Origin of the sequence: Streptococcus australis (genome assembly GCF_047463015.1) — a bacterium.
GTDB lineage: Bacteria > Bacillota > Bacilli > Lactobacillales > Streptococcaceae > Streptococcus > Streptococcus australis_F.
Genome location: NZ_JASHER010000009.1, coordinates 54,146 through 77,691, shown reverse-complemented (window position 1 = coordinate 77,691; position 23,546 = coordinate 54,146). Strand labels below are relative to the sequence as shown.

19 protein-coding genes and 3 pseudogenes are annotated in these 23,546 nt (G+C 40.1%); 7 read left to right on the top strand and 15 right to left on the bottom strand.

Going from position 1 to position 23,546, the window contains the following annotated elements; translation table 11 throughout:
• Positions 1-5 precede the first annotated feature (5 nt).
• A complete protein-coding gene (locus tag QM873_RS08685) occupies positions 6-86 on the top strand; it encodes an IS3 family transposase (RefSeq protein ID WP_414279120.1) in 81 nt (26 codons plus the stop codon).
• Positions 87-541: 455 nt separating this feature from the next.
• Positions 542-1,406 (top strand): annotated as a pseudogene (locus tag QM873_RS08680) (ImmA/IrrE family metallo-endopeptidase).
• Between the two features lie 219 nt (positions 1,407-1,625).
• On the opposite strand, the pseudogene QM873_RS08675 reads toward QM873_RS08680, so the two are convergent.
• A pseudogene (locus tag QM873_RS08675) lies at positions 1,626-3,403 on the bottom strand (DUF4365 domain-containing protein).
• 194 nt (positions 3,404-3,597) lie between these two features.
• On the opposite strand from QM873_RS08675, the gene QM873_RS08670 reads away from it, so the two are divergent.
• From QM873_RS08670 to QM873_RS08660, 3 genes and pseudogenes are all read left to right on the top strand, one after another.
• Positions 3,598-5,208, top strand: a complete 1,611-nt coding sequence (locus QM873_RS08670) for an AAA family ATPase (RefSeq protein ID WP_414279167.1) — start codon at positions 3,598-3,600, stop codon at positions 5,206-5,208.
• The gene (locus QM873_RS08665) at positions 5,205-6,536 is read left to right on the top strand and encodes an HNH endonuclease signature motif containing protein (protein WP_414279166.1); all 1,332 of its coding nucleotides are present in this window, start codon (positions 5,205-5,207) and stop codon (positions 6,534-6,536) included. Before QM873_RS08670 ends, QM873_RS08665 begins: the two co-directional genes overlap by 4 nt.
• Positions 6,537-6,778: 242 nt before the next feature.
• Positions 6,779-6,973: pseudogene (locus QM873_RS08660) on the top strand (transposase); the annotation flags it as partial.
• 498 nt (positions 6,974-7,471) lie between these two features.
• Here QM873_RS08660 and rpmG read toward each other — a convergent pair.
• Entirely contained in the window at positions 7,472-7,621 is a 150-nt protein-coding gene (rpmG, locus tag QM873_RS08655; RefSeq protein WP_001265622.1) for a 50S ribosomal protein L33, read from the bottom strand.
• A 15-nt stretch (positions 7,622-7,636) separates the two neighbouring features.
• Positions 7,637-7,819 carry a 50S ribosomal protein L32 gene (rpmF, locus tag QM873_RS08650; protein ID WP_003009516.1) on the bottom strand — a complete coding sequence of 61 codons (183 nt, stop codon included), beginning with the start codon at positions 7,817-7,819 and terminating at the stop codon, positions 7,637-7,639.
• Between the two features lie 237 nt (positions 7,820-8,056).
• Here rpmF and ilvD point away from each other — a divergent pair, with 237 nt between their 5' ends.
• A complete protein-coding gene (gene ilvD / locus QM873_RS08645; protein ID WP_006597056.1) occupies positions 8,057-9,760 on the top strand; it encodes a dihydroxy-acid dehydratase in 1,704 nt (567 codons plus the stop codon).
• Between the two features lie 48 nt (positions 9,761-9,808).
• On the opposite strand, the gene QM873_RS08640 is transcribed toward ilvD, so the two are convergent.
• Positions 9,809-10,150: a metal-sulfur cluster assembly factor gene (locus QM873_RS08640; RefSeq protein ID WP_006595245.1), complete on the bottom strand. Its 342-nt coding sequence runs from the start codon at positions 10,148-10,150 to the stop codon at positions 9,809-9,811.
• Positions 10,151-11,011: 861 nt separating this feature from the next.
• On the opposite strand from QM873_RS08640, the gene QM873_RS08635 reads away from it, so the two are divergent.
• Positions 11,012-12,184: a CynX/NimT family MFS transporter gene (locus tag QM873_RS08635; RefSeq protein ID WP_414279165.1), complete on the top strand. Its 1,173-nt coding sequence runs from the start codon at positions 11,012-11,014 to the stop codon at positions 12,182-12,184.
• Between the two features lie 84 nt (positions 12,185-12,268).
• On the opposite strand, the gene QM873_RS08630 is transcribed toward QM873_RS08635, so the two are convergent.
• From QM873_RS08630 to QM873_RS08580, 11 genes are all read right to left on the bottom strand, one after another.
• On the bottom strand, positions 12,269-13,441 hold the full coding sequence (locus tag QM873_RS08630; RefSeq protein WP_414279164.1) for a LysM peptidoglycan-binding domain-containing protein: 1,173 nt from the start codon (positions 13,439-13,441) through the stop codon (positions 12,269-12,271).
• A gap of 549 nt (positions 13,442-13,990) precedes the next feature.
• A complete protein-coding gene (locus tag QM873_RS08625) occupies positions 13,991-14,614 on the bottom strand; it encodes a V-type ATP synthase subunit D (RefSeq protein WP_342992209.1) in 624 nt (207 codons plus the stop codon).
• A gap of 21 nt (positions 14,615-14,635) precedes the next feature.
• The gene (locus QM873_RS08620; RefSeq protein WP_414279163.1) at positions 14,636-16,033 is read right to left on the bottom strand and encodes a V-type ATP synthase subunit B; all 1,398 of its coding nucleotides are present in this window, start codon (positions 16,031-16,033) and stop codon (positions 14,636-14,638) included.
• The gene (locus QM873_RS08615) at positions 16,020-17,810 is read right to left on the bottom strand and encodes a V-type ATP synthase subunit A (RefSeq protein ID WP_414279162.1); all 1,791 of its coding nucleotides are present in this window, start codon (positions 17,808-17,810) and stop codon (positions 16,020-16,022) included. The genes QM873_RS08620 and QM873_RS08615 overlap by 14 nt, the downstream gene beginning before the upstream one ends.
• Before the next feature lie 33 nt (positions 17,811-17,843).
• Positions 17,844-18,548: a GNAT family N-acetyltransferase gene (locus QM873_RS08610; protein ID WP_414279161.1), complete on the bottom strand. Its 705-nt coding sequence runs from the start codon at positions 18,546-18,548 to the stop codon at positions 17,844-17,846.
• Positions 18,545-18,865 carry a V-type ATP synthase subunit F gene (locus tag QM873_RS08605; RefSeq protein WP_048717121.1) on the bottom strand — a complete coding sequence of 107 codons (321 nt, stop codon included), beginning with the start codon at positions 18,863-18,865 and terminating at the stop codon, positions 18,545-18,547. The genes QM873_RS08610 and QM873_RS08605 overlap by 4 nt, the downstream gene beginning before the upstream one ends.
• Positions 18,855-19,865 carry a V-type ATPase subunit gene (locus QM873_RS08600; protein ID WP_129270536.1) on the bottom strand — a complete coding sequence of 337 codons (1,011 nt, stop codon included), beginning with the start codon at positions 19,863-19,865 and terminating at the stop codon, positions 18,855-18,857. Before QM873_RS08600 ends, QM873_RS08605 begins: the two co-directional genes overlap by 11 nt.
• 8 nt (positions 19,866-19,873) lie before the next feature.
• A complete protein-coding gene (locus QM873_RS08595) occupies positions 19,874-20,464 on the bottom strand; it encodes a hypothetical protein (RefSeq protein WP_342992205.1) in 591 nt (196 codons plus the stop codon).
• 85 nt (positions 20,465-20,549) lie between these two features.
• On the bottom strand, positions 20,550-21,029 hold the full coding sequence (locus tag QM873_RS08590; protein WP_342992204.1) for a V-type ATP synthase subunit K: 480 nt from the start codon (positions 21,027-21,029) through the stop codon (positions 20,550-20,552).
• A gap of 41 nt (positions 21,030-21,070) precedes the next feature.
• Positions 21,071-23,020, bottom strand: coding sequence for a V-type ATP synthase subunit I (locus QM873_RS08585; RefSeq protein ID WP_368387527.1), 1,950 nt, complete (start codon positions 23,018-23,020; stop codon positions 21,071-21,073).
• On the bottom strand, positions 23,010-23,333 hold the full coding sequence (locus QM873_RS08580) for a hypothetical protein (protein WP_342992202.1): 324 nt from the start codon (positions 23,331-23,333) through the stop codon (positions 23,010-23,012). The genes QM873_RS08585 and QM873_RS08580 overlap by 11 nt, the downstream gene beginning before the upstream one ends.
• Positions 23,334-23,546 lie beyond the last annotated feature (213 nt).

Sequence of the window (23,546 nt, the reverse complement as noted above, 5' to 3'; positions counted from 1 at the left end):
ATTACATCATATTTTATAATGAAACTAGAATTCAACAGAGATTAAATGACCAGTCTCCTGTAGAGTACAGAAAACTGGTCGCATAAGAGGTTTTTTCTCTTGTCCCATTATTGGGGTGCAGTGCCATACATTGATTTTTTCTTCTTCAAATAAAAATAAATATATAGAAGCTGATTGGAACGAAAATACTTCTGTATCTTTGAACAAAATAATGGAAGTATCCCTAGAGTCTGATACAAGAGTCCGATTAGGAGATTCAGATAATATAATTTTTGATTATGGAATATATAACATGATTGTACTCTATACTATTTTACTAATATACTATTTTATTAATTTGTTTGTTAACATTTTCAAGACAAACCCTATAAAATTATTACAAGAATTAACAACCAAGAAATAGAATAATAAGAACTTAATTTATCATCTGTTATTAAAAGGATAACAACATAAAATTAATCAATGAAAAATAGCAAGAGTTTTTCTATTAGTTTTATAGTATTCATATAGACCAAATATTATATTTATAGGGAGTGATTCTATGAATGGTTTGTATTTAAGGGTAAATAGTATAGCGAAGCAAGTATTATACCCGTATATAATAGATAATGAAATTCCTTTACTTAAATATCATTATAATTATTTCCTCCAGTATATTATTAGAAAGAATAATATAAGAGTAATTAGTCATCACTTTTCTAATCTTAAAATTGAAGGACTCACTCTTGTAGATCATTTAGGAATTAGCTTTTCTTATGAAAGAGATAGTCCTAAAACTAAACGAAATTTTACACTTTGCCACGAATTAGGACATTTTATTTTAAAACACAACAGAAATTTTTTTCTAGATTAAAAGGTAGTGATGATAATCTTTTAGAAAGAGAGGCTAATATTTTTTCAGCTGTCATACTAATGCCGGATATTGTGTTTTTATCCAAAATTTATTACAACTGTGAAACATTTGAGAAGGTCCAAAATAGTCTAAAAGTTTCTAAACAGGCTCTTCGGTTTCGTTTACTAGATTTATTAAGAGAATTTTTACCAAACAAAGAAAACGATGTCACATTTTCTGTTGAATCTTATATAGATGGGAATAATGCTCCTATAATTCTTCAATTTAATAATATTAAGGAATTAATTATTGAAGAATTCAACAAATATAAACCATCTTTGTCTAAAAAAATTTAAAAAAGTATTCAAAGGGCTGGCTTTGTAACTAGTACAGATATTCCAGAATTGTTAAATCAAAAAAATGGGATCAACTAAAAAAAGATAATCCGAATCTAAAAATATGGTTAGTCTATAATAAAGGAAAATCATTAGCATACGTTTGGGATAAAAATAAGATTTCAGAAAATAAAGCAAAGAAAAAGGCAGAATTGCAACTACTGTTAATGAACGTATGATGAAAATTTAAACTCAAACTAAATAATTCATATAAATAATTAAAATTGATATAAAATAATTTGTAAATAACAAAAGAACAAGCAACTCATATTTAAATTGCTTGTTCTTTGTTTTATTTTTCTGAATTCATTATAAATTCTATCATTTGTTCCGCTATAGCATTAACTACAGGGATACAAACAGAATTTTCAAATTGTTTATAAGCTTGTGTATCCGAATTATAGTTCCTTAAATAGAGTATAGATAGGGTAATGCAAATACCTCTCTTGTATTTCTTTAGGTAATCTATTCCAGTAAAATTCAGCTTGAGGTTTTGATTTTAATAGCACTGATACACCAAAACAAATTTCATTATTCCCATGATTATTAATCAAAATATTATTAAGTTTCTCAATTTCATCATTATTTAATATGCGACTTCTATATTTGATTTGAAGATCATTTATGATGGAGATATCATTATTCTTAAAATGGGATGTATTCCAATCAGAAAGTCTTTGTGCCCAGTTAAGTAGCAAATCTTTTTTTGAATGATCTTCTGCCATGTCAGCAGCAGCTATAATTTTTACTAGTGTATCATCAGCACTAGTGTACTTTAAATTGTTATCAGCCAATCTTTGATACGAATTAATAACCGAATCGAAATTACAGTTATCAATCTCTAGCCAGTCTTTAGAATCTAAAATATCAAATATAGAAATATCTATACTTTTTTCCCCTTCGTCTCTTCTTGCCCACGGAGTTTCAGTGAATATATCAATCATGGTGCCGTTCTTATCTTCTGATAATTGATAAATTGTAACAATATGTACATTTGCAACTTTCCAATTAAGCAAAATTGATTCATCACAATTCAAAGTAATCTTTTCTTTCAAAATTAAACCTTTATTCAGAAGGAAAAGATTTTTTTTGATTGATCATCAAATAGTGATAAATCAACTTCTTTTTTTATTCCCATGTTCCTCATGAATGTAGTAATTTGGAGTAATTCACTATGTTGCTCAGCTAGACTCATAGAGCTTAGCCTAGTTAAATTATCCTTTTCAAACTCAATTCTTTCACCATTTAATGTAACATATCCTGTTTTTTGTAATTCTTGCAATGCTTCAATACACTTTAGTGCTTCTGATAATTTATTAGGTCTTGTAAAATTAAAACTGAATTTAGATTCTTTTTCATCAGCATAAAATATAAATCCAGCTCCAATTTGAAGCTCTACCTTGCCGTCAGAAAACCGATGCCTTTTTACATTATCAAATACAACTGATTCCCCTATTGTAAAAACTAAATTAGTTTCTTCAAACATCTCAGTAACCTTAATCGGACTATCAATAAGAATTAGTGCCCCATTATCAGCATCTTCCAGATAAGGAAAAATATCATGTTCTTCCTGATAATCAAAAATATCAAAGGGTCTTTTACCTATGTGGTGAAACTTTAAAGTTTTATTTGGAGGCAATTCACTTAGATTTATCAATTTTTTATCAATAAAACTACGTTGCCGATCACTAACCCTAATAAAATCAATCATTTCGGAGTATACTTTCTCAGCACGTAAAGGATGGATATTCACCGATATCGTTTTATTCATTTGACATTTATTTTTTGACCTTTTAGGTTTACTGTTCTTAATTATATTTTTGATTGTTAATGGTGGCAAAGATTTATAATACAAACCACTCAGCTCAAAATTACTATCTAATGAAACAACAAATAAAACTACTCCGCCTGTTCTCAAATACAATTCAAGATCACTTAACGCTATACGATAACTATTTAGAGGTTGCTTATCTTGTTGAGTAGATTTTACCTGAACAGGAACAACTCCGATAATATCCTCTTTTTTTTCTGAAGGATTTTTTAAAACATGTATCGTTCCATCCCAAGACGGAGTTTTGTCGTTCTGATCAAGATAGGTTTGAAGTCGATTATTTTTGTTTAGGAACATAGTAAGATAAGAAATTCCTATTGTTTCGATTTTTTTATTTCTGACCAAATTTTCACCTCATCACATATCTCTATCTATTTTTTATTATACCATTAAGAGGATAAAGAAAATCTATATCTCTATTTTTAAAAATCTTATTGGCTATTTTTCCAATTCATGCTTTTTATATGAAGTAGTTTCATTATTAATCGCTAAATTTGTTATAATAATTTTAAAATTATTAATAAAATAGGAGACTTAAAATGAATATTGAAGAATTTTTGTCTAAGATTTCTTTTCGTGTTAATACATGGGATGATTATGGTTACAGACAAACTGCAGAGTTAATTTTTAATGGAGATTCAGGAGAGAAAAGTCATTTAATAAAGATATATCCAAATACACATGAAAATTTTCTTAGAATCAAAAAGAATCAAATTGAAAATGAAGGCAAATATTTTTTATTAGGACAATCTCAAGAATACTATGAATTCATATCGGCTAGCTTAGAGGAGGACGATTTGAACAGATGGTTTACATTAACAGGAGATATTGCCTATAAAGGAAATGATTTCATAACGGAATACACGAAGTTAAAAAAAGAATATGAACAATCTATATCAAATAATGTTATTCATACTGATGACAGTTCTTATTCTTTAATAGACATGTTTGATCGTTCATTTTTTAGAGATCAATCGTTTTTCAAATGGAAAGAATTATTGATTAGCTTGCATAGATTGACAGTTAATGAATCCTTTCTTTCTGATTATAAATTTACAATAAAAAAAGGAAATCAAACAGCTTTTGAAGTTGATGTAAAACCAAAGGATAATATTTCGTTTAGAGTAAATGATAGAACATTACCAATATCAGTTTCTAATAATGTATTTTGTATCATTGGAGAAAATGGAAGTGGTAAAACAAGATTTATCAGAGAATTATCGAAAGCAATATTAAATAATTCTTCTGAAATTTCGATAGATAATAGTGAGTATGATACACAAGATGATGCGAATGTCATTAATAAAATTTTATATTGTTCATTCAGTCCATTTGATGAAAAGCTTGATATCGAAATTGATTCGGAGGAGGGAGATAGATTTGAATACATAGGTCTTTTAAATTATGATATGGAAGTAAGTGAAGACACAAAAATAGGAGATAGAATCACAATTGATATCATGAAAAGTTTACAAACTATAAAATTTAGTGTAGACAAGTCTAAACTTTGGCTAGAAGCTATAGAACGTATATCTTTTGAAGACTGGGGATATAGTCTTATTTATATTTTTAAAAATGATTTAACTAGATCAGATGAATTTGAAAACGGTGAAGGTCGCACAAGTGGATTTAAATATGTAAATTATAAGGAGACATTTCAAAAAATAAAAAATTTTAGTTCTGGACAAAAAATATTTTTACTAACTATAACAAAACTTATTTTGGAATTAACGGAGAGAACAGTAGTATTTATTGACGAACCAGAGTTATTTCTACATCCTCCGATGGTTAAATCATATGTCCGACTCATCTCTGATATTGTAAGTTCAGTAAATGGTTTAGGTTTTATTATCACACATTCTCCAATTACTCTTCAAGAATTTCCTAATAGTTGTGTAAAACAGACATATCGTGACTATAACGGAGATTACTTAATAAAATCCGTTGATTTTAACACGTTTGGAGAAAATATAAATGTAATTAATGATCAAATATTCAACATAGGGCTTCAACAATCAGGATATTATAATTTAATTGAACGCCTAAAGTTTGTAGAAAATGGAAAAAGTGAACTTAGGAAGTTATTAAAAATTTCAGGTAGTGAGGCCAAATTATTGATCAATTTATTTTTAGAAGGAACTAGCGAATGAGAAAAATTGAAGGAATGGATATTACTGTAAAGGATATTTTAAAAACACTAAGTGATGAATCGGTAGATTTTGTAGAAATGATAGATGATGATGATAAATGTGCTTTTGATTTTATTAATGATCTACTTTCATACTATGAAAATGAATATAAAATTAATTTTGAAAACCTTTCTAACTTACAACCAATAAGTGAAGATGATGATAATTATTCTTTTTCGAGTATCCAAAATTATTATTCTGAATATTATTCAGGACAAACATTATATGATTACAGAGAATATATGGAACAATTAGTTGAGAAGCGATGCCCAATTTGTGATTGTTCGTTTGCGTATAGCCAAGTCACACTGGACCATATTCTTCCTAAGAGTAAGTTTCCATTTCTTTCGATTACCCCCATCAATTTGGTCCCAACTTGTTATAATTGTAATATGCGAAAAAATGATGGAATCCCATCGAAAGTGTTGAATCCATATTTTCATGGTTTTTCACCATTTGATTATCTAACAATAATAATTAGAATTAATGTAGAAAAGCCGTTTGAATCTACTATTGATATCAATTTTGCAGATTTAAATGTTGTTCCTCAAGAACAGGTGATGTACATAAGAGAGAACATTGATTTATATAAACTCCGACAAAAGTACTTAGATTTAACCAATATTGCTTTTCTCAAACTTATGGATGAGTTCCAACAAGTTATTCATCTAAATAGTGATGTCTACAGTATTACTGAACTTAAAGGTTATTTCTTATGTTTAGATAATTATGTTGATTCTGAAGGATATAAATTTATTGATGAGAGTTATTTGAGACACTTGTGCATATTAAAAATTAATGAGAATACTGAATTTTTGACTTGTTTAGCAAAACATCTCAATATTTTGGTTAATTATAGTGATAGGTTAGCAGATTCAATTAAGAATTTAGAGGCTAAAGTACAAGAAGAGTTAATTAACCATCGAGCTAATTGTTTAGAACTCATTAAAGGAGTACTGCCTTTAATTTTATTTATTAGTATCTATGAACTTAAAAACAGCTATTTAGAATTAATCGATTTTAGGGGAGTTTTTCAAAGTGAACAAATGGTTTTTAATTTTAGACCTGAAGGGAAATATTCAGAATTAATAAACTCTCATAAATCTTTCAATGTTAATGAATCATTATTGTTATCTATTGTGAAACCTGAAAATAAAGCAGGCACAGAAATTGTAATTCCTCTTAGCAATGGCAATTTTTGTATTTTGCTTATTGAAGGTTCATTTGATATTAATACTTCGCAAATTGAGGAGTTAGATGCTACAATTAATAAAATACTTAAATTATAAAATTTATACTAATTTGTTTCAGTGTTGATTATATTAACACTGAATAAGTAGTTTGAAAATTGAGTTATTGTATATCAGAATTTTACTGCTCATAATTCTGGAGTTAACTCAAATTAGAATAGTAAAGTTTTGATAAAAATTATTGATAATTTAGGTAGTTTACAATAAGTTGTTTAAATGCAAAAAGGAATAAATCCGTTATAGTAGAGTTGCGAAACATTACTAGAAAGAGATTTATTCCTATGACTCAGTTTACCTCAGAATTGCTACACCTTCTCGCTCAAAATCAAGATATTGATGAATTTTTTCGTTCTTCTCTTGAAACAGTTTTGAAGGATCTGCTTTAAGCAGAATTGTCAGTCTTTTTAAAGTATGAACCTTACGATAAAATAGGCTATAATACTAGAAATAGTTATGAGATAAACTATAGTGATAGGACCTTTAAAAAGAAGTAAATCGATTTAATTTCTTTTTAGATTTTAAGTTTAAGAAAGGATTTTTGTAAATCTAGATGTTATTTTAATCTCTATCTTTTTCTCTAACTAATTTAAAAAAAATAAAAATGCTGATATAATGAGTTTATAAAGGGACTATTTAATTTTACAGAACTAAACTACTCCCCTATTTTAAAAATAATGATTCAAATTTTATAAAATTAATCAGTAGATATCATTCTGAAAAGCCTTGATATTACGCTATTTTTAATCCAACTGAAACTCATACTTTCCAAATCAGGTCTTACGATTTGTAAGTAAAAGAACAAATAACAAAAAGAGGAACTTCATACTAAAGTTCCTCTTCTTTTTAAATATCCGAATCATTATTCATATTTCAAAAAAGGTAGAGTTTTAATTGAAATACAGTGCAATATATCGCATTTGACAAAAAGAAAAAAGCCTTTGAAACATTGATTTCAAAGGCCTTTTTAAACTCTATTATTTAACTTCTGTAAACACAACGTGTTTGCGAAGTTTTGGTGAGTATTTCTTCAATTGAAGACGGTCTGGAGTGTTACGTTTGTTTTTAGAAGTAAGGTACAAGCGTTCACCAGATTCTTTGTGTTCAAGTGTAATATTTACGCGCATGGTATCTCCCTTCTATTATTCAGCTGATGCAGCTTTAGCGATCTTACGTCCTTTGTAGTATCCTTTAAGTGATACACGGTGTGAACGTGAGTAATCTCCAGTTGCTTCGTCAAAGTTTACAGATGGAGCTGTTACTTTGTAGTGCGTACGACGTTTGTTTTTCTTCGCTTTTGATGTGCGACGTGCAGGTACTGCCATTTCGTTTTTCTCCTTTTAAGATATAAATTCAATTAGGTTTGATTTTCATCAACTTTAACAGTATAACAAAACTTTTTTGTAAAGTAAAGTTACTTGACAACTTTTTTCAAATAATTTCTTTCATCCTCTATTCTCCATCCTCACTCTGTTAAATTGTCTGAAAATTCAAGAATTTTCTTCTGTCGTTGGGTCGTAAATTGTGCTATAATAATAAAAAATACGATGAGAGGGAATCAGATGACAGAATTAGATACACGCCATCGCAGTAGCGTCTATGACAGCATGGTCAAGTCCCCTAACCGGGCTATGCTTCGGGCAACTGGGATGACAGATGAAAACTTTGAAAAACCAATCGTAGGGGTGATTTCTACTTGGGCTGAAAACACACCTTGTAACATGCACCTTCATGATTTTGGAAAATTGGCCAAAGAAGGTGTAAAAGATGCGGGAGCTTGGCCGGTCCAATTCGGAACTATTACGGTTGCGGATGGGATTGCTATGGGAACGCCTGGGATGCGCTTCTCCTTGACTTCTCGTGATATCATAGCAGACTCTATCGAAGCGGCTATGGGCGGTCACAACGTGGATGCCTTTGTAGCCATCGGGGGTTGTGATAAGAACATGCCTGGTTCGATGATCGCCATTGCCAATATGGATATCCCAGCGATCTTTGCCTATGGTGGGACCATTGCACCGGGTAATCTGAACGGCAAGGATATTGACTTGGTTTCTGTTTTCGAAGGGATCGGGAAATGGAACCATGGTGATATGACTGCTGAAGAAGTGAAGCAACTAGAATGTAATGCCTGCCCAGGCCCTGGTGGTTGTGGTGGTATGTATACGGCCAACACCATGGCGACAGCGATCGAGGTCCTTGGGATGAGCTTGCCAGGTTCCTCTTCTCACCCTGCTGAATCAGCTGATAAAAAAGCCGATATCGAAGAAGCAGGTCGTGCAGTTGTCAAAATGCTTGAAATGGGACTGAAGCCATCTGACATCTTGACCCGTGAAGCCTTTGAAGATGCGATTACAGTGACCATGGCGCTGGGTGGATCCACCAATGCGACTCTTCACTTGCTGGCGATCGCTCATGCGGCCAATGTGGATTTGACCCTTGAAGACTTCAATGATTTCCAAGAGCGTGTGCCTCACTTGGCAGACTTGAAACCTTCTGGTCAATACGTCTTCCAAGACCTTTACAATGTCGGTGGTGTGCCAGCCGTCATGAAATACCTTCTTAAGAATGGTTTCCTTCACGGGGATCGCATCACATGTACTGGTAAAACGGTGGCTGAAAACTTAGAAGCCTTTGCTGATTTGACACCAGGTCAAAAAGTCATCATGCCACTTGAAAATCCAAAACGTGCGGATGGACCATTGATCATCTTGAAAGGGAACTTGGCTCCAGAAGGGGCAGTTGCCAAAGTATCAGGTGTTAAAGTGCGTAACATTACTGGTCCTGCTAAGGTCTTTGACTCCGAAGAAGCTGCCATTGAAGCGGTTCTTTCGGATGAAATCGTGGATGGCGACGTTGTTGTTGTTCGTTTTGTAGGACCTAAGGGTGGTCCTGGTATGCCGGAAATGCTGTCCTTGTCGTCTATGATCGTTGGGAAAGGCCAAGGAGATAAGGTTGCCCTCTTGACAGACGGACGCTTCTCTGGTGGTACTTACGGTCTCGTTGTCGGACACATCGCACCTGAAGCCCAGGTCGGTGGCCCAATCGCCTACCTCCACACTGGTGATTTGGTTACAGTTGACCAAGATACCAAAGAAATCACCATGCACGTCTCAGACGAAGAGTTGGCGAAACGGAAGGCTGAAACAACCTTGCCACCACTCTATAGCCGTGGGGTTCTCGGTAAATATGCCCACACGGTATCCTCTGCTTCACGCGGTGCCGTGACAGACTTCTGGAATATGGAACAGTCTGGTAAACAATAAGATATGAAAAAACTCACTTTACGAATTTGTAAAGTGAGTTTTATTGATTTATCGCGGTGGAAGCCCAAGGGCGATGCGCCCATAACGGCTGATCCGGGTAATTTTCCAGGCGGGCGACCAGGTTACTTCTACTTTGACGTCTTCAATACCGTCAATTTCTTTTAGGCGGGCGACGATTTCGATAGGTAAACTTTCCGCACAGTCACAAGCGGTATCGGTAAAGGTCATGACTACCTTGCAAGTCCCTTCCTCATCCAGATCCAACTCATAAATCAAACCGAGGTTGTAGACGTCCAATTCAACATCGGTATCAAACACAAGCTCTAACTTTTCAATCAATTGTTTCTCCAGTGCTAGGGCACGGTCGTTAATCTTGATATCCTCTCTCATCTCGCTATCCTTTCCCTCCTTTAATGAAGACTATTTTCTCACAATTCTGACAATAATGCAAGTTCACCTAGAATGAGATCGAATGACAGCTACAAATCAAACCATCAGTCTTAAGACTGATTTATAATTACAGGAACTTATCTTAAGTTTTCTTTAAGTTTTCCGATTTATACTAATACCATCAAATGAAGACCTCCTAACTTTGTTTGATAGAAAATCCTAAACTTTTTCATAATAATCTCCCATAAAGGCCACCAAATCAGGTGGCTTTTTTTATGGGAGTGAGACAGAACAATTTTTTAAAATTGCTTCGCTTCCTTATTTTTTGGCTCAGGTTGAAAAGGTTCCCCAAACCTTTTCAATTGTCTCACCCCCGCACAGGTCAAACAGTCTGGGAGACTGTTTGAGGTTGCGGATATAGGAAACTTCGTTTCCTCATTAGTAGGTAATCTTTGAAGCTATAAGAGCGAACAAAGATACCAATCAACCACTGCGTTATGTAATTATTACTAAACCTATTTCATCTAACCAAGCCTGATAGGGACGTGGACGAGCTTAGGTACATTGATGCAGTTCGAACGCTAGTGAGAACTACGTTCCTTATTTTTTTACGAATATCAGCGAGTTTAGGTACGTTGACGCAGTTTGAGCGGAGATAACTAGACTCCTATAAAAAGTATGTGTGAAGAAAGTTTTAAAACCTTCAAAAATTTTTTTCAGCTCTATCTTTCTATTATTTCCTATATTTGTAGGCGAAATAGCTATTTTACGGGCTTTGTCCCCCGATAATTCCTTTTGCCTCCTCCAAGTTCTTGTGCTATAATGATACGGATACTGTTCATTTTAACAAGGAGGCACATTATGAAACAAAACCATTCACGTTTTCTCATTCCAGGGATCCTTTTACTAGGAGTGGTCTTGCGGGCCCCATTTACGACCCTCTCCACTGTCTTATCAGATATTGCTGCTAGCTTTGGTGTCGAGGTGAGTTCTCTTGGCCTCTTGACGAGTCTACCCCTCCTAACCTTCGCTATTTTCTCTCCTTTTGCTACTAGCTGGGCGAGACGCTTTGGGATTGAGCGACTCTTTCTCGGAGTCTTGATCCTGATGACGATTGGATCTGCTCTACGCACCATCAATCTCCCTCTCCTCTATGTGGGAACTCTTTTGATTGGTGCTGCTATTGCCTTTATCAATGTCCTTCTACCAAGCTTGATCCAAGCCAATGAACCAAAACGTCTTGGCTTCTTAACAACCCTTTATATCACTGCAATGGGCTTGTCTACTGCGGTAGCTTCTTCTGTCGCTGTTCCTATCACTCAAGCCACCTCTTGGCAAGGTCTGGTTTGGGTGCTGACAGTTGTCTGTGCGCTTGCACTTGTAATCTGGCTCCCCAATGCTCGTCATAATCATTATTTGAAAAAAAGCTCCTCTTCTAATGAAAATAAGACTAGCTGGTATAAGAATGGTAAGGTCTGGGCTATCATGCTCTTCTGTGGTCTACAATCTCTCTTGTTCTATACCACGATGACCTGGCTTCCTACCATGGCGACCCAAGCCGGCATCAGTCAAGCCAATGCAGGAATTTTAGCATCTGTATTCACCCTGATGAGTCTTCCCTTCTCTATGACCATTCCAAGTCTCACCACCAGCCTTTCTGAACGAAACCGTCGCATCATGCTGATAACGACTGTTTTAGCTGGTTTTACTGGAATAGCCATGCTGTTACTAAAGACAGACAACTTCATTTACTGGTTGATCCTGAATATCTTGATCGGAAGTTTTACGAGTATCTTATTCCCTTACCTCATGGTTACCTTCTCCATGAAGTCTAGCTCTCCTGAGAAAACTGCTCAGCTCTCTGGACTAGCTCAAACGGGAGGATACGTCTTTGCTGCACTTGGACCTATCTTATTTGGTTCAAGCCAACAAATCTTCCACTCTTGGACACCCGGGATTCTTATTCTTCTTGTTGTTGCTTTGTTTATGAGTATGGCTCTCTATCAAGTTGAAAAATCTGATATCATCCTTTAATCCGCTAGGTCCCATTGAGCAATGGGATCTATTTTTTATACGAAAAAAGAATCAGGAATATCCTGATTCTTTGCTTTGTCTTAATTATTCGTAAAATGATACGTGTACGTGGTCGTAATGATTTTCTGTTACGCTACCACGGTCTGGCATTTCATTCCAAGTGTTTGCTGGTCCATAAATATTATTTACTGGAGCATAGAAACGTTGTTTCCAGATGATGTAAGAAATTCCATTTTCTTGCATGTGATCGATTGCATATTGAGCTACTTGATCACCAATCGCTGAACTTTCTGGAACCATAACGTCGATCGCAAGACCTTTACCGTGATCTTCTGGGTCACCAGGACGGTAACCACCAATATCAGTCAAGCCAAGTTCATTAATCACTTGTTCTTTGAATTTAATTGTTTGAGGTCGAAGACCTTCATTTGAAGTTGGAGTTGCTGTTGAAGGAGTTGAAGCTGTCGTATCAACAACTGGTGCTGGTGCACCATATTGTGGTGTTGAAGCAACCGCAGTAACTTCTGGTTCTGCTGGAACTTCTACGACTGGAGCTGGTTCAGCTACTGGAGCCGCTGGGGCTTCCTCGACAACTGGGGCTTCTACAGGAGCCACTACTTCAGCTGGCGCTGCAGCAGGTTGCGCAGGTGCTTCTTCAACAACTGGTGCTGGTGCTTCCTCTGCTACTGGAGCTGCTGGTGCAGGTGTTTCAGCTGGTGCTTCTGGAGTTGACAAGCTTTCTGATACTTGCTCTGCCACTGCTGCTACAACTGCAGGTGCTTGAGGGAGTTCTACAGCTTGGTTGCTTTCATCTGCTACTGGTTTTGTCAAATCACCCACTGCAACAGTTTGGTTGTCCACTTTGATTTGGTTGTTTGTCAAATCAGCAGAAGTTGTCACAGTTGCATCAGCATTACCTGCTGTAGGAGTTTGGATTTCTACACCTGTCACTTGGTTTTGATCATTGACAGTTGTCGTCAAGACAGTTCCCGGGAAAATCAAATCAATGTTGCTGATTTGGTTCAAGTTTGCCAAAACAGTTACGTCAACATTCAAAGCTTCCGCAATCGTGCTTAGGGTATCCCCATATTTGATAGTGTAGGTTTGTTTGTTTTCTGAAGTTGAAATATCTGCACGAATTTCATCTACAGAACGGGCAACCCAATCTCCATTTGATTCTGCTTTACCAGTTGTAAATGGCAAAACTGCCATAGCAACGGTCGAAGCAATTAGAGCCTTTTTATTTACTTTCTTCATACGTTCTTTCCTCGTTTTCTTATTATCGGAGATTTATCTCCAGACAGATACATTTAATATTCTACCACATTTTTTGTCTTTAGAATGGCTCTTCTTTTCTTTTAATCTAACTGACCCTAATTTGTAACATTAGCCCTTTCTTGTTACAATCTCTTAACAATTAACGACAGTTAGTACTATTTGGATAATCAAACAAACTCATTGTATCAGAAGCCTTTGAGAGCCCTGAATGAAGGGATTTTAGAAGATTTTTCAGTTGAATAGAGGCTAAAAAACACCCCAAGTTCGTGTCCTGTAGACATCACTTGGGGTGCTGTTTTTAACGGCTTGTATCTTATTAATTGAACACGCCCTAAATGCTGTGTGTAAAACGCAAACTGTAATAGTACTAACTTCAAAGGCACAGTAGCTGATTGGATTTTTCTCTCGCTTTAAGAGCTCGGAAAAATCCTAATCAGCCTTGTGGGGGCAGGACAACGAAGCATTCTATACAACAGTGCTTCTGTCCTGCTCCCTATTTTCCTTTGAGTTGCTTAACGGCTTTGTATCTTATTTGACCTTCATCATTCGGACCAGGTTGGCGCGTTCGGCTTCTTCGAGTTTCATTTCGATATAGTAGATGGTTTCTTTGAGATCTGGAATAGTCGCATACTCCAGTCCATTGACCCGACGGCGCGTTTTTTCAATCTCATCGGCCATGAGCTGACAAGTTTTTTCAATCTCTGCCAGGCGCAACAGGTCTGGAAGGAGCTCTTCTATTTCTTGAATGGTATTGTCCATCTGGCTATTGGAAGCCACATAGCTGTATACCACGTCTCCCTCATCGTCTCCATATGGATTATCAATATGGGCATGCATCTTGGGCACGCGCACACTCATGATATTCTCCGTCTCGATATGCAGGCTGACTTCCCGCGTCGGAACTGCAAAGATTTCCTGGACCATGAGGTCATTTTCCAGACATTTAGCCAGGACAAATTCTTGCATATTCCCAATGAGAGCGGCTTCAACCTTCTGACGGAGGCGGTCATTTTCACGGACCGACTCGATGAAGCGTCGCATGAGCTCGTCTCGTTTATCCTTGAGAAGTTTGTGTCCTCTGGTTGCCGTTTTCAGACGCTCTTTGAGGGTGTTTAACTCCATCCGAGTGGGTTTGACATTTAATCGTGCCATTTGACTTCCTCCTTTCTACTCCTAGGCTTGTGCTTCCTGAGAAGTTTTTGGGAGGTATTCGTCAATCATGTCATCCTTGATCCGCTTGAGCTCAGTCCGTGGCAAGATAGCAAGTAATTCCCAACCTAGATCCAGACTTTCTTGAATGGTCCGATTGGTGGTAAAACCTTGATTGATGTACTCCTTCTCAAAGCGATCCGTAAATTTGACATAGAGCTTGTCTGTATCGGACAAGGCGGATTCTCCCAGCACCACGGCTAACTCTTTGGCTTGTTTCCCTTGGGCGTAAGCCGCAAAGAGCTGGTTCATGGTCGCTGCATGGTCTTTCCGAGTCTTGCCTTCACCAGAACCCTTGTCCTTCAAACGGGAAAGGGAGGGAAGAACATTGATCGGTGGGCGATAACCACTATTGTAGAGATCGCGGGACAGGATAATCTGACCTTCTGTGATGTAGCCTGTCAAGTCAGGGATGGGGTGGGTAATATCATCTTCCGGCATGGAGAGGATTGGAATTTGGGTCACAGATCCTTTCTTTCCAACCAAGCGTCCTGCACGTTCGTAGAGAGTTGAGAGGTTAGTATAAAGGTAACCTGGATAGCCCCGACGACCTGGAACTTCCCGGCGGGCAGCGGATACTTCCCGAAGGGCTTCACAGTAGTTGGTCATGTCGGTCATAATGACCAAGACGTGCATGTCTTTTTCATAGGCCAAATACTCGGCAGCGGTCAAGGCGATCCGAGGAGTGGCAATCCGCTCGATAGCTGGGTCATTAGCTAGGTTGATGAAGAGTACAGAGCGATCAATCGCCCCTGTTTCCCGCAGGTCGTTCATAAAGAATTCGGCTTCTTCGAAGGTAATCCCCATGGCCGCAAAGACCACGGCGAAGTTTTCTTCCGAATTAAGCACCGTCGCTTGACGAGCAATTTGAGCAGCCAATTCTTTATGAGGAAGCCCTGATCCAGAGAATACCGGAAGCTTTTGCCCCCGAACTAGGGTGTTCAAATGGTCAATAGCTGAGATCCCTGTCTGGATAAATTCATCTGGATAGTCCCGCGAAACGGGGTTGATAGCTTGGCCATCAATGTCCAAGTACTTCTCTGGGATAATCTCTGGACCGCCATCGATGGGTTTGCCCATCCCGTTAAAGATGCGTCCGACCATGTCTTCAGACACTGGGAGTTCTAGGGGACGTCCGGTAAAGCGGACTTTGGCTTTTTCCAAGTTGATCCCGCTAGATCCTTCAAAGAGCTGGACCATGGCCTTGTCTTCTTGGACTTCGAGGACTTGTCCCTGGCGGGTCGTTCCGTCATGGAGCTTGATTTCTACCAGTTCATTGTAGTGAACCCCTTCGACCTGATTGACAATCATCAAGGGGCCAACAACTTCGCTGACAGTACGGTATTCTTTAATCACGCTCATTGTCTACTCCTCCTTTTGCGACGATTTGGTGTAGGGTTTCTACGATTTCTTCTTTCAGGGCTTGAATGGCTGCCAACTGGTCCTCATGGATGAACTTGCTCCGGGCAATGCGGTCCCGAAGGTCTACAGTTCCTTCCATGATTTCTGTGAAGTAAGCTCCCAATTCCAGCGCTTTTTGACTTTCTTGGTCAAAGGTTAAAATGTTGGTCAACAAGGCAACCTGCTTGCTGAAGGAGGTATAGGTATCGACCTCATCAAAGGCATTTTGTTGCAGGTAATCTTCGCGGATCATCTTGGCCGCATTCATGGTCAAGCGGTCTTTTTCAGACAGGGAATCCAGACCAACCAAACGCACGATCTCTTGCAATTCACTCTCTTTTTGCAACAGGTTCATGGCGCGGGTCACTTTTTCTGCCCAGCTAATCTGTTCATGCTGATCGATATATTGGCCTACCTCATCCTGGTAAAGGGAATAAGAACTCAACCAGTTGATGGCTGGGAAGTGGCGACGTTGCGCCAACTGAGCATCTAGTCCCCAGAAAACCTTGACAATCCGCAGGGTATTTTGGGTCACCGGCTCTGAAATGTCTCCACCTGGAGGGGAAACGGCACCGATGGCGGTAATCGAACCTTCACGCGCAGTGGTTCCGAGTGTCTTAACCCGACCTGCACGCTCGTAATATTCAGCAATCCGGCTACCAAGATAGGCTGGGTAGCCTTCATCCCCTGGCATTTCTTCTAGACGACCAGACATTTCACGGAGAGCTTCTGCCCAACGAGAAGTAGAGTCCGCCATGATGGCAACGGAATAGCCCATATCACGGAAGTATTCAGCAATAGTAATCCCTGTGTAGATGGAAGCCTCACGCGCTGCCACCGGCATGTTCGAAGTGTTGGCGATCAAAACGGTCCGTTGCATGATGGATTGACCGGTCGTCGGATCGATCAATTCTGGAAACTCATTCAGAACATCCGTCATTTCGTTTCCACGTTCCCCACAACCTACGTAAATTACGATGTCTACATTGGCAAACTTGGCCACCTGGTGTTGGACAACTGTTTTCCCAGCTCCGAAAGGACCAGGAACAGCTGCAGCTCCACCCTTAGTCACAGGGAAGAAGGTATCGATGACCCGTTGGCCTGTAACCAAAGGCTCTACTGGAATCAGTTTTTGTGCAAAGGGACGGCCTCGACGAACCGGCCATTTTTGCATCAAAGTACCAGTAAAGAGGCTACCATCAGCCTGCTCGATCTCATAAACCGGCTCTTCTACTGTGTAAGAACCTGCTGCGATCTTGGTCACACGTCCACTGACACCGAAGGGCACCATAATACGGTGTTCCACCATATTGGTCTCTTGAACGGTACCGACGATGTCTCCGGCAACTACCTCTGTCCCTTCAGTCACACTTGGTTCGAAGGCCCATTTGGTGTCCCGATCTAGATTCGGAACTTGCACCCCACGAATAAGGAAGTCACTGGAAGTGACTTCTTGGAAACGTTCCAAGGGACGTTGGATCCCGTCAAACATCTGAGAAATCAAGCCTGGTCCTAACTCGACAGAGAGGGGAGCTCCGGTTGTTACCACTGGTTCTCCTGGACCGACTCCAGACGTTTCTTCATATACTTGGATAGAGGCTTCGTCACGCCGCATCTCAATAATTTCGCCAATCAAACCAAGATCGCCGACCCGGCAAATGTCTTGGATATTGGCCTCCTGCATCCCTGATGCGACCACCAAGGGACCGGAAACTTTAATAATTTTTCCTTGAGTCATGTATTCCTCCTGGGAATCCTTTGTTTCTTTGTTTTACTTTTGCGCTATCTCTCTTAGAGATTGCTTTTGTTGGCCATTGGCATCGAAATTGCTTGGATCCAACCAGGCTTCGAAGCGCTGTTTGATAGCTGGCCATTCTTGGTCAATGATAGACAACCAGTCTGTATCACGGGTCCGACCTTTATAAACAACAGCCTGACGGAAACAGCCTTCATAGGTGAATCCTAAGCGCTCAGCTGCTTTGCGAGATGCTTGGTTTAGGGCATCGCATTTCCACTCATAGCGGCGGTAGCCTAAATCTTCAAACACGTAGCGCGCTAAGAGATACTGGGCTTCTGTAGCCATGCGTGTTTTTTGGAGCGCTGGTGAGTAGGTCACTGCTCCGACTTCGATCACTCGGTTAGCTTGATCGATCCGCATCAGAGAGAAGGTCCCCAAAGCCTTGCCTGAATCTTTGTCTACAATCGCATAGTAAAAGCGACCTTGATCTGTCATGAGATCATCCAATAAGCGGTCCCACTCCTCTTCATTGCGGGCAGGATCTTTGAACAGAAAGGTCCACATCGCTGCTGGAGAGTCCGGCCCGTAGACCTGATAAAGATCTGCTCCATGTTTTTCTTTTGAGAGGCGTTCGATCACAGTATAGCGACCCTCGATCCGCTCAATAGCTGGCAGACGCCCTGGTGTAAAATCAGGCAGTGCATCGCCAATCGCTTGGCCAAATTCATTTGTTCTCATAAAATATCCTGTCCAACTGCTTTTTCGACATTGTCTCGAATTCGCTGCCGTCCCAGTCCAGTCGTTCCCTTATGAGTAGGGATCAAGATGACGGCTGGGGTTACTTGGCGATCATAGTGGGCAATGGTATCTGGGATTTCCTGAGCCATATCCTCCGTCAGATAGATGATGCCAAAATCTTCTTGGCTCAAGTGACGTAAGGTATTGATGGTTTCCTGAGCCTCTGCTACGGGAAAGGTCTGAAAGCCAATCATTTGAAAAGGAAGGATGGCATCACGGTTTCCCACAACGGCAATTTTTTGCGTTTTACTGGCCATAGATTGGTCTCATCCTTTCTTTTATTTTGTCAATCGGGAGCTGATTATCCAGACCCGTCAAGACCAAACGAAGGTTCTTCACCTCCAGCTCTTTTCCAAAGAGATAGCGAGCTAAAGGTAAGGGCCCGTCTATCTCAAATGAAGCTTGTTCCAATATTCGGTACTTAAGCACATGCTCCAGGTATTCCACTGTCTCAGCAGTTACTCTGCCTGCTCGCATCTGCTCCTCATACTGTGTCAATTCCACATCATAAGGCAAGGGATTGACTTGTTGGAACCAACTGATGAGGTTGCCCTGCTCGACGCACTGGATGACTTCTCTTGCTGAGAAGGTCCCTGCATCGGACAAGAGTTGCTTCATAAAGCTGTTCGGCTTTTTCAAACTGAGGGCTCGTTCAACTGTGATGACATTGTAACAATCAATGGTCAAGGTGACCAAGGATTTTAAAAGTGGATGGTCCAGATCTTTCGCCAAGCATTTGAGATGATCAAAGTAAGCCAAATCCATGCCGATCTCCAGAACCCGAATATCCTGATAGTCGACATATTCCTGCCAGGTTGCTGCGACTTCTTGAGCCATAAACTCTGGGCAGTTCTCTGAAGAAAAGGTCTTGGCTACTTGTTCAAGAACTGCTAAGGAATAGGGACCTGCATCCAATAATAGGAAGTTCAAATCCCGCCCCGTTGCTCGCTCTTTCAAGAAGACCTTGAGATTGTGATAGGTGTACTTGAGGGCAAAGAGGTCGACCACCGCAGGGTTCGGAGCTACCTGATAAGCCCAATCGTACTCTGCCAGAAGGTGCTTCATCAAGGCTTGCTCGACCACTTGGACTTGACGCAGTTGATCTGCCTCCAAGGCATAGGCCGTCCCTTGCAAGAGATTAGCACGCGCTTCTGCATCGGAGCTGTTCAGAAGGGCATCAAACTGAGCCGGGCTCAAAAAACTAGCTTCACGTACACTAATCCCGGTATTTACTTGAGAATACGTCCGTTCACTCATAGCCCCTCCTAGTTTTTCTCTTCTTTAAAAATGCTGGCTGCCATATGGAAGCTTTGCTCCTCCCGCACAGCATCAACCAAATCACGGTAGAGGTAGCTGGCATCCACTTTGCCAAAAGAAAGGACAAAACCAGCCTCTTGGGCAAGTGTTTCTTTTGCTAATTGAAGCTGTGGATAGGCCTCTAGCAAATCCTGACGATCTTGATCTGTCAATTTTTCTGCCGTCACAGCACCAAACGTTAAGACCATTGCTTGATCTGCATAGCGAGGAAGAATGCGATGCAGAAATGCGAGCTCTTCTTGGCGTGACCAAGTCGCCATTTTCTGGTAGGCATCCGCAAACAACTCTTTTAAGACCCGTTGCTTGGTAACCAATGTTGATTGGCGCTTTTGATTTTCTATTTGTTGGCTTTCACGTTGCAAGCGGCGCTCAATGGTTTGCAATTGAACCGTCCGTTGGTGTAACTTTTCTTCTACCAAACGAGCTTCCTGCAACTGGGACTCTTCTTGAACCTTAGCCGTTGCTTCCGCTACTAATTTCCGACCTTTTTCATGGGCCTGTTCAAGGATGGAATCCTTTAATTGGGAATAATCCGTCATTGTTTTTATTTCCTCCTTTGGAGTTCTTCGCCACCGATAATAGACGAAGAGAACATTCCTCTTCTTTGACTGAGGTGTGTCTAGATTAGCCGACGCGAAGAGTCAAAAGGAAGGACACAACGAAGGCCAAGATGGCATAGGTTTCAACCATGGCCGCAAGGATAACCCCTTTCATCATGTCTTCAGGGCGTTTTGCCAAGATTTGCATCCCAGCAGTTGCGACATTTCCTTGGTGTTTTGCTGAGAAATAGCCGACGATCGCTACTGGAAGGGCTGTGAAGAAGTAAGCAACTCCTGTTTCAAGAGCCATATCTGGTTTAATTTGCAACCAGATCAAGATCCCGATAACGAAACCGTACAAACCTTGTGTACCTGGCAACAATTGCAAGATCAAGGCTTGGGCAAATTTTTCTGGCTGTTCTTTCAAGAGTGCGGCAGCTGCCTGACCAGTCTTACCAACACCGAGGGCTGAACCCATTCCACTAAGAGCCACTGCAATGACTACACCAAGTGCTGCAAAGAAGGCACCCCCATGGGTTGAGAAATATGAAGCTAAAGATTCCATGAATATACTCCTATAAAATTTTTTATGATTGATTTACTGAATTATTTTTTTGTTTTGACATAGCGTTCCGACGGTTTTAGAGGTCGGAAGGGCTTGCCACCACCCTCGTAGAACTTGCCAAAGAACTCGACAAAGATCAAACGCGCTCCATGCACATAGCCTGATAAAAAGGACAGGAACATGTTGATGGCATGGAGGAGGACAAAGAGGACAAGGCCGACGGTGAATCGTCCCAGGGTTGGGAAGAGATTGACAATCAGGTTAAAGGCTGAACCGATGCTGGCCCCTGATAAACCAAGCGCCATCAAACGAGTAAAGCTGACCAAGTCTCCGACATAGCCACTGACGTTGTAAAGATTAAAGAGACCTGCTGCAAGTCCTGATAATTTCTTTGCACTGACAATGGACACGACCAAAATGCCAATCGCATTGAGAATGGCTAGCCACTGGCCAATGGGGACTAGATAGGATAAACCTGGTAGGATGTTTCCGACTGCTAAGAGCATCAAGCCTAACAAGATCAAGACCCAGGCAAAGCCTGCGTTGTAGGCTTCCGTATAGTCTTTCAGGCGAACGTTTTTCATTCCACCTAGGAAGAGACCGACCAAAACGGTGATGAAACCAAAGACGACCGATAGGATCAAGATAGTCATGGCATTGGTCGTCGTACTAATCAAAGCAAATGGCATCTCAAAGCCGAAGAAGGAACCGTAGACGACTCCCCAAAGGGCTACCGAGATTCCTAAGAGGCAGAAAAAGCGAAGGTTTTTTGCTACGCTCGGCTGAAGCTGGAAAGCTTTTAGAGCAAAGCCAGTTGCCAATGTCAACAAGAGACCATAGCCGATATCTGCTACCATCATGCCGAAGAAAACAAAGTAGAAGAGGGAGACGATTGGGGTCGGATCTTTCTCGTAATACTTGGGCAAAGCATACATCTCCGTCACTAACTCGAAGGGCTCCACCAAGGCATTGTTTTTCAGTTTGATTGGTACCTGGTCCCATTCTTCTTGAGCGACTTCACGTGTCTGCAAGACGACTTGGTTCCCAAACTCCTTTTGAAGTTTGGCTTTTAAAGCATCGAGTTGAGTAGTTTCAATCCATCCCTCTAGGGCAACCAAATGGGCTGTACTGGCAAGAGAGCCTTTGGCCTCTTCCCGGGCTCCTAGACTCAAGACATAATCGAGTTGATACTTGAGCTGGTTGAGGTCTTCCTTGGCTTGACTGAGCGTTTCCAACGTAGCTGCTTCGACAGCACCTTGTTCTTTGATTTCTCTCTTGAGTTGCTCCAAACGTTCTTTTGGTAGCGTTTCTCCTTGGTAATCAAACTCTTTGAAATGCGAACTGGCCAGCGTATCTTGAAGGTCTGTTAAATCCCCAGACTTATACAAGACTACCACCCCATGCTCCGTTTCCGAGCTAAAGACCACATCGACCTCTACATCTGGATGAGCCAGCAAGGCTTGTCGCGCCTGATCCTGTTCACTATTCGGAATGGTACCGATTAAGCCACGAACATAACGGAAACGCTTGAGCTGGTCAGGTGTTGTCGTCAAGGCAGCCCATTTTTCTAAAGAGGCGATTTCCTCTTGGGCTTGCTGGATGCGATCCCGAGCCTTTGCTAAGACAGCCAATTGTTTTTGTACGGACTGTAAAAGACGTTGCTCATCACGGATGACCCCATGAGACTCTAAATCGTGAAAAGACAAGGACAAGGGAGCTTCTTTTAGTTTTTCTAATCCCTTCTTCTGAGGAATAAAAGGCTCCAGGGCCTGAATAGCCTTTTCTAACTGCTCTTCCCGACGTCTTAGTTCATCCATTCTTAGAGCTGATCCTTTGGACCCATCACTCGTCTGAAAGGCAACCTGCCAATCCTCTTGCTCGCTCAAATCATAGATTTGGACCGACTCCTCTGACTGGAGCGACAAGAGAAGCTCGTCCATTAGATTTGTGGGCAAGACCAGAGAAAGGTGTTGCATTGGACTAATTGCCATAGGTTGCTACCACCTTTTCTACAATTTCGTCTACCAAAGCTGCACGCTTATCTGTCATGGCTTGCTGCACCTTTTCGTCATTGCGTTGACTGGTCACTGCCAGGTCTGCTTCCAAGCTAGCAATCGTCGCTTTCGAGGACTCTTCCCGCTCTGCAACTAGCTTAGCAGTCTCTTTGTCATAGGATGCTGCTACCTCCTGTAGGTGATTACCTAGCTGTTGGCGCAAATCTTGGACCTGATTCTCGTAACTTGCGACAACGGCTTCTGCCGCCATTTCAATCTCTTGCATCATTTCGAGAGTTGCGTTGGCCATCACTCCACCTCCTTACCTCTTCCTTTACAAGAAGGAACAAATTCTTGTGTAAATTATAACATATTTCATCAACTTTTTTCAGCGTCTTTCCTTTGTTTCCAGAGGTTATTTTTTTAACAAAGGTGATTCAAAAAAGATGCGGATTCTGTTCCTTCTTTCAGTCGTTCGCTGGTCGTATTCCTTGTATATCCCGGTTTTTTATGTTATACTGTG

Bases quoted from the DNA above. Each gene is read 5' to 3' on its own strand.
- QM873_RS08670 (WP_414279167.1), top strand. From the start codon at position 3,598: ATGAATATTGAAGAATTTTTGTCTAAGATTTCTTTTCGTGTTAATACA.
- QM873_RS08665 (WP_414279166.1), top strand. From the start codon at position 5,205: ATGAGAAAAATTGAAGGAATGGATATTACTGTAAAGGATATTTTAAAA.
- rpmG (WP_001265622.1), bottom strand. From the start codon at position 7,621: ATGCGCGTAAATATTACACTTGAACACAAAGAATCTGGTGAACGCTTG.
- rpmF (WP_003009516.1), bottom strand. From the start codon at position 7,819: ATGGCAGTACCTGCACGTCGCACATCAAAAGCGAAGAAAAACAAACGT.
- ilvD (WP_006597056.1), top strand. From the start codon at position 8,057: ATGACAGAATTAGATACACGCCATCGCAGTAGCGTCTATGACAGCATG.
- QM873_RS08640 (WP_006595245.1), bottom strand. From the start codon at position 10,150: ATGAGAGAGGATATCAAGATTAACGACCGTGCCCTAGCACTGGAGAAA.
- QM873_RS08635 (WP_414279165.1), top strand. From the start codon at position 11,012: ATGAAACAAAACCATTCACGTTTTCTCATTCCAGGGATCCTTTTACTA.
- QM873_RS08630 (WP_414279164.1), bottom strand. From the start codon at position 13,441: ATGAAGAAAGTAAATAAAAAGGCTCTAATTGCTTCGACCGTTGCTATG.
- QM873_RS08625 (WP_342992209.1), bottom strand. From the start codon at position 14,614: ATGGCACGATTAAATGTCAAACCCACTCGGATGGAGTTAAACACCCTC.
- QM873_RS08620 (WP_414279163.1), bottom strand. From the start codon at position 16,033: ATGAGCGTGATTAAAGAATACCGTACTGTCAGCGAAGTTGTTGGCCCC.
- QM873_RS08615 (WP_414279162.1), bottom strand. From the start codon at position 17,810: ATGACTCAAGGAAAAATTATTAAAGTTTCCGGTCCCTTGGTGGTCGCA.
- QM873_RS08610 (WP_414279161.1), bottom strand. From the start codon at position 18,548: ATGAGAACAAATGAATTTGGCCAAGCGATTGGCGATGCACTGCCTGAT.
- QM873_RS08605 (WP_048717121.1), bottom strand. From the start codon at position 18,865: ATGGCCAGTAAAACGCAAAAAATTGCCGTTGTGGGAAACCGTGATGCC.
- QM873_RS08600 (WP_129270536.1), bottom strand. From the start codon at position 19,865: ATGAGTGAACGGACGTATTCTCAAGTAAATACCGGGATTAGTGTACGT.
- QM873_RS08595 (WP_342992205.1), bottom strand. From the start codon at position 20,464: ATGACGGATTATTCCCAATTAAAGGATTCCATCCTTGAACAGGCCCAT.
- QM873_RS08590 (WP_342992204.1), bottom strand. From the start codon at position 21,029: ATGGAATCTTTAGCTTCATATTTCTCAACCCATGGGGGTGCCTTCTTT.
- QM873_RS08585 (WP_368387527.1), bottom strand. From the start codon at position 23,020: ATGGCAATTAGTCCAATGCAACACCTTTCTCTGGTCTTGCCCACAAAT.
- QM873_RS08580 (WP_342992202.1), bottom strand. From the start codon at position 23,333: ATGGCCAACGCAACTCTCGAAATGATGCAAGAGATTGAAATGGCGGCA.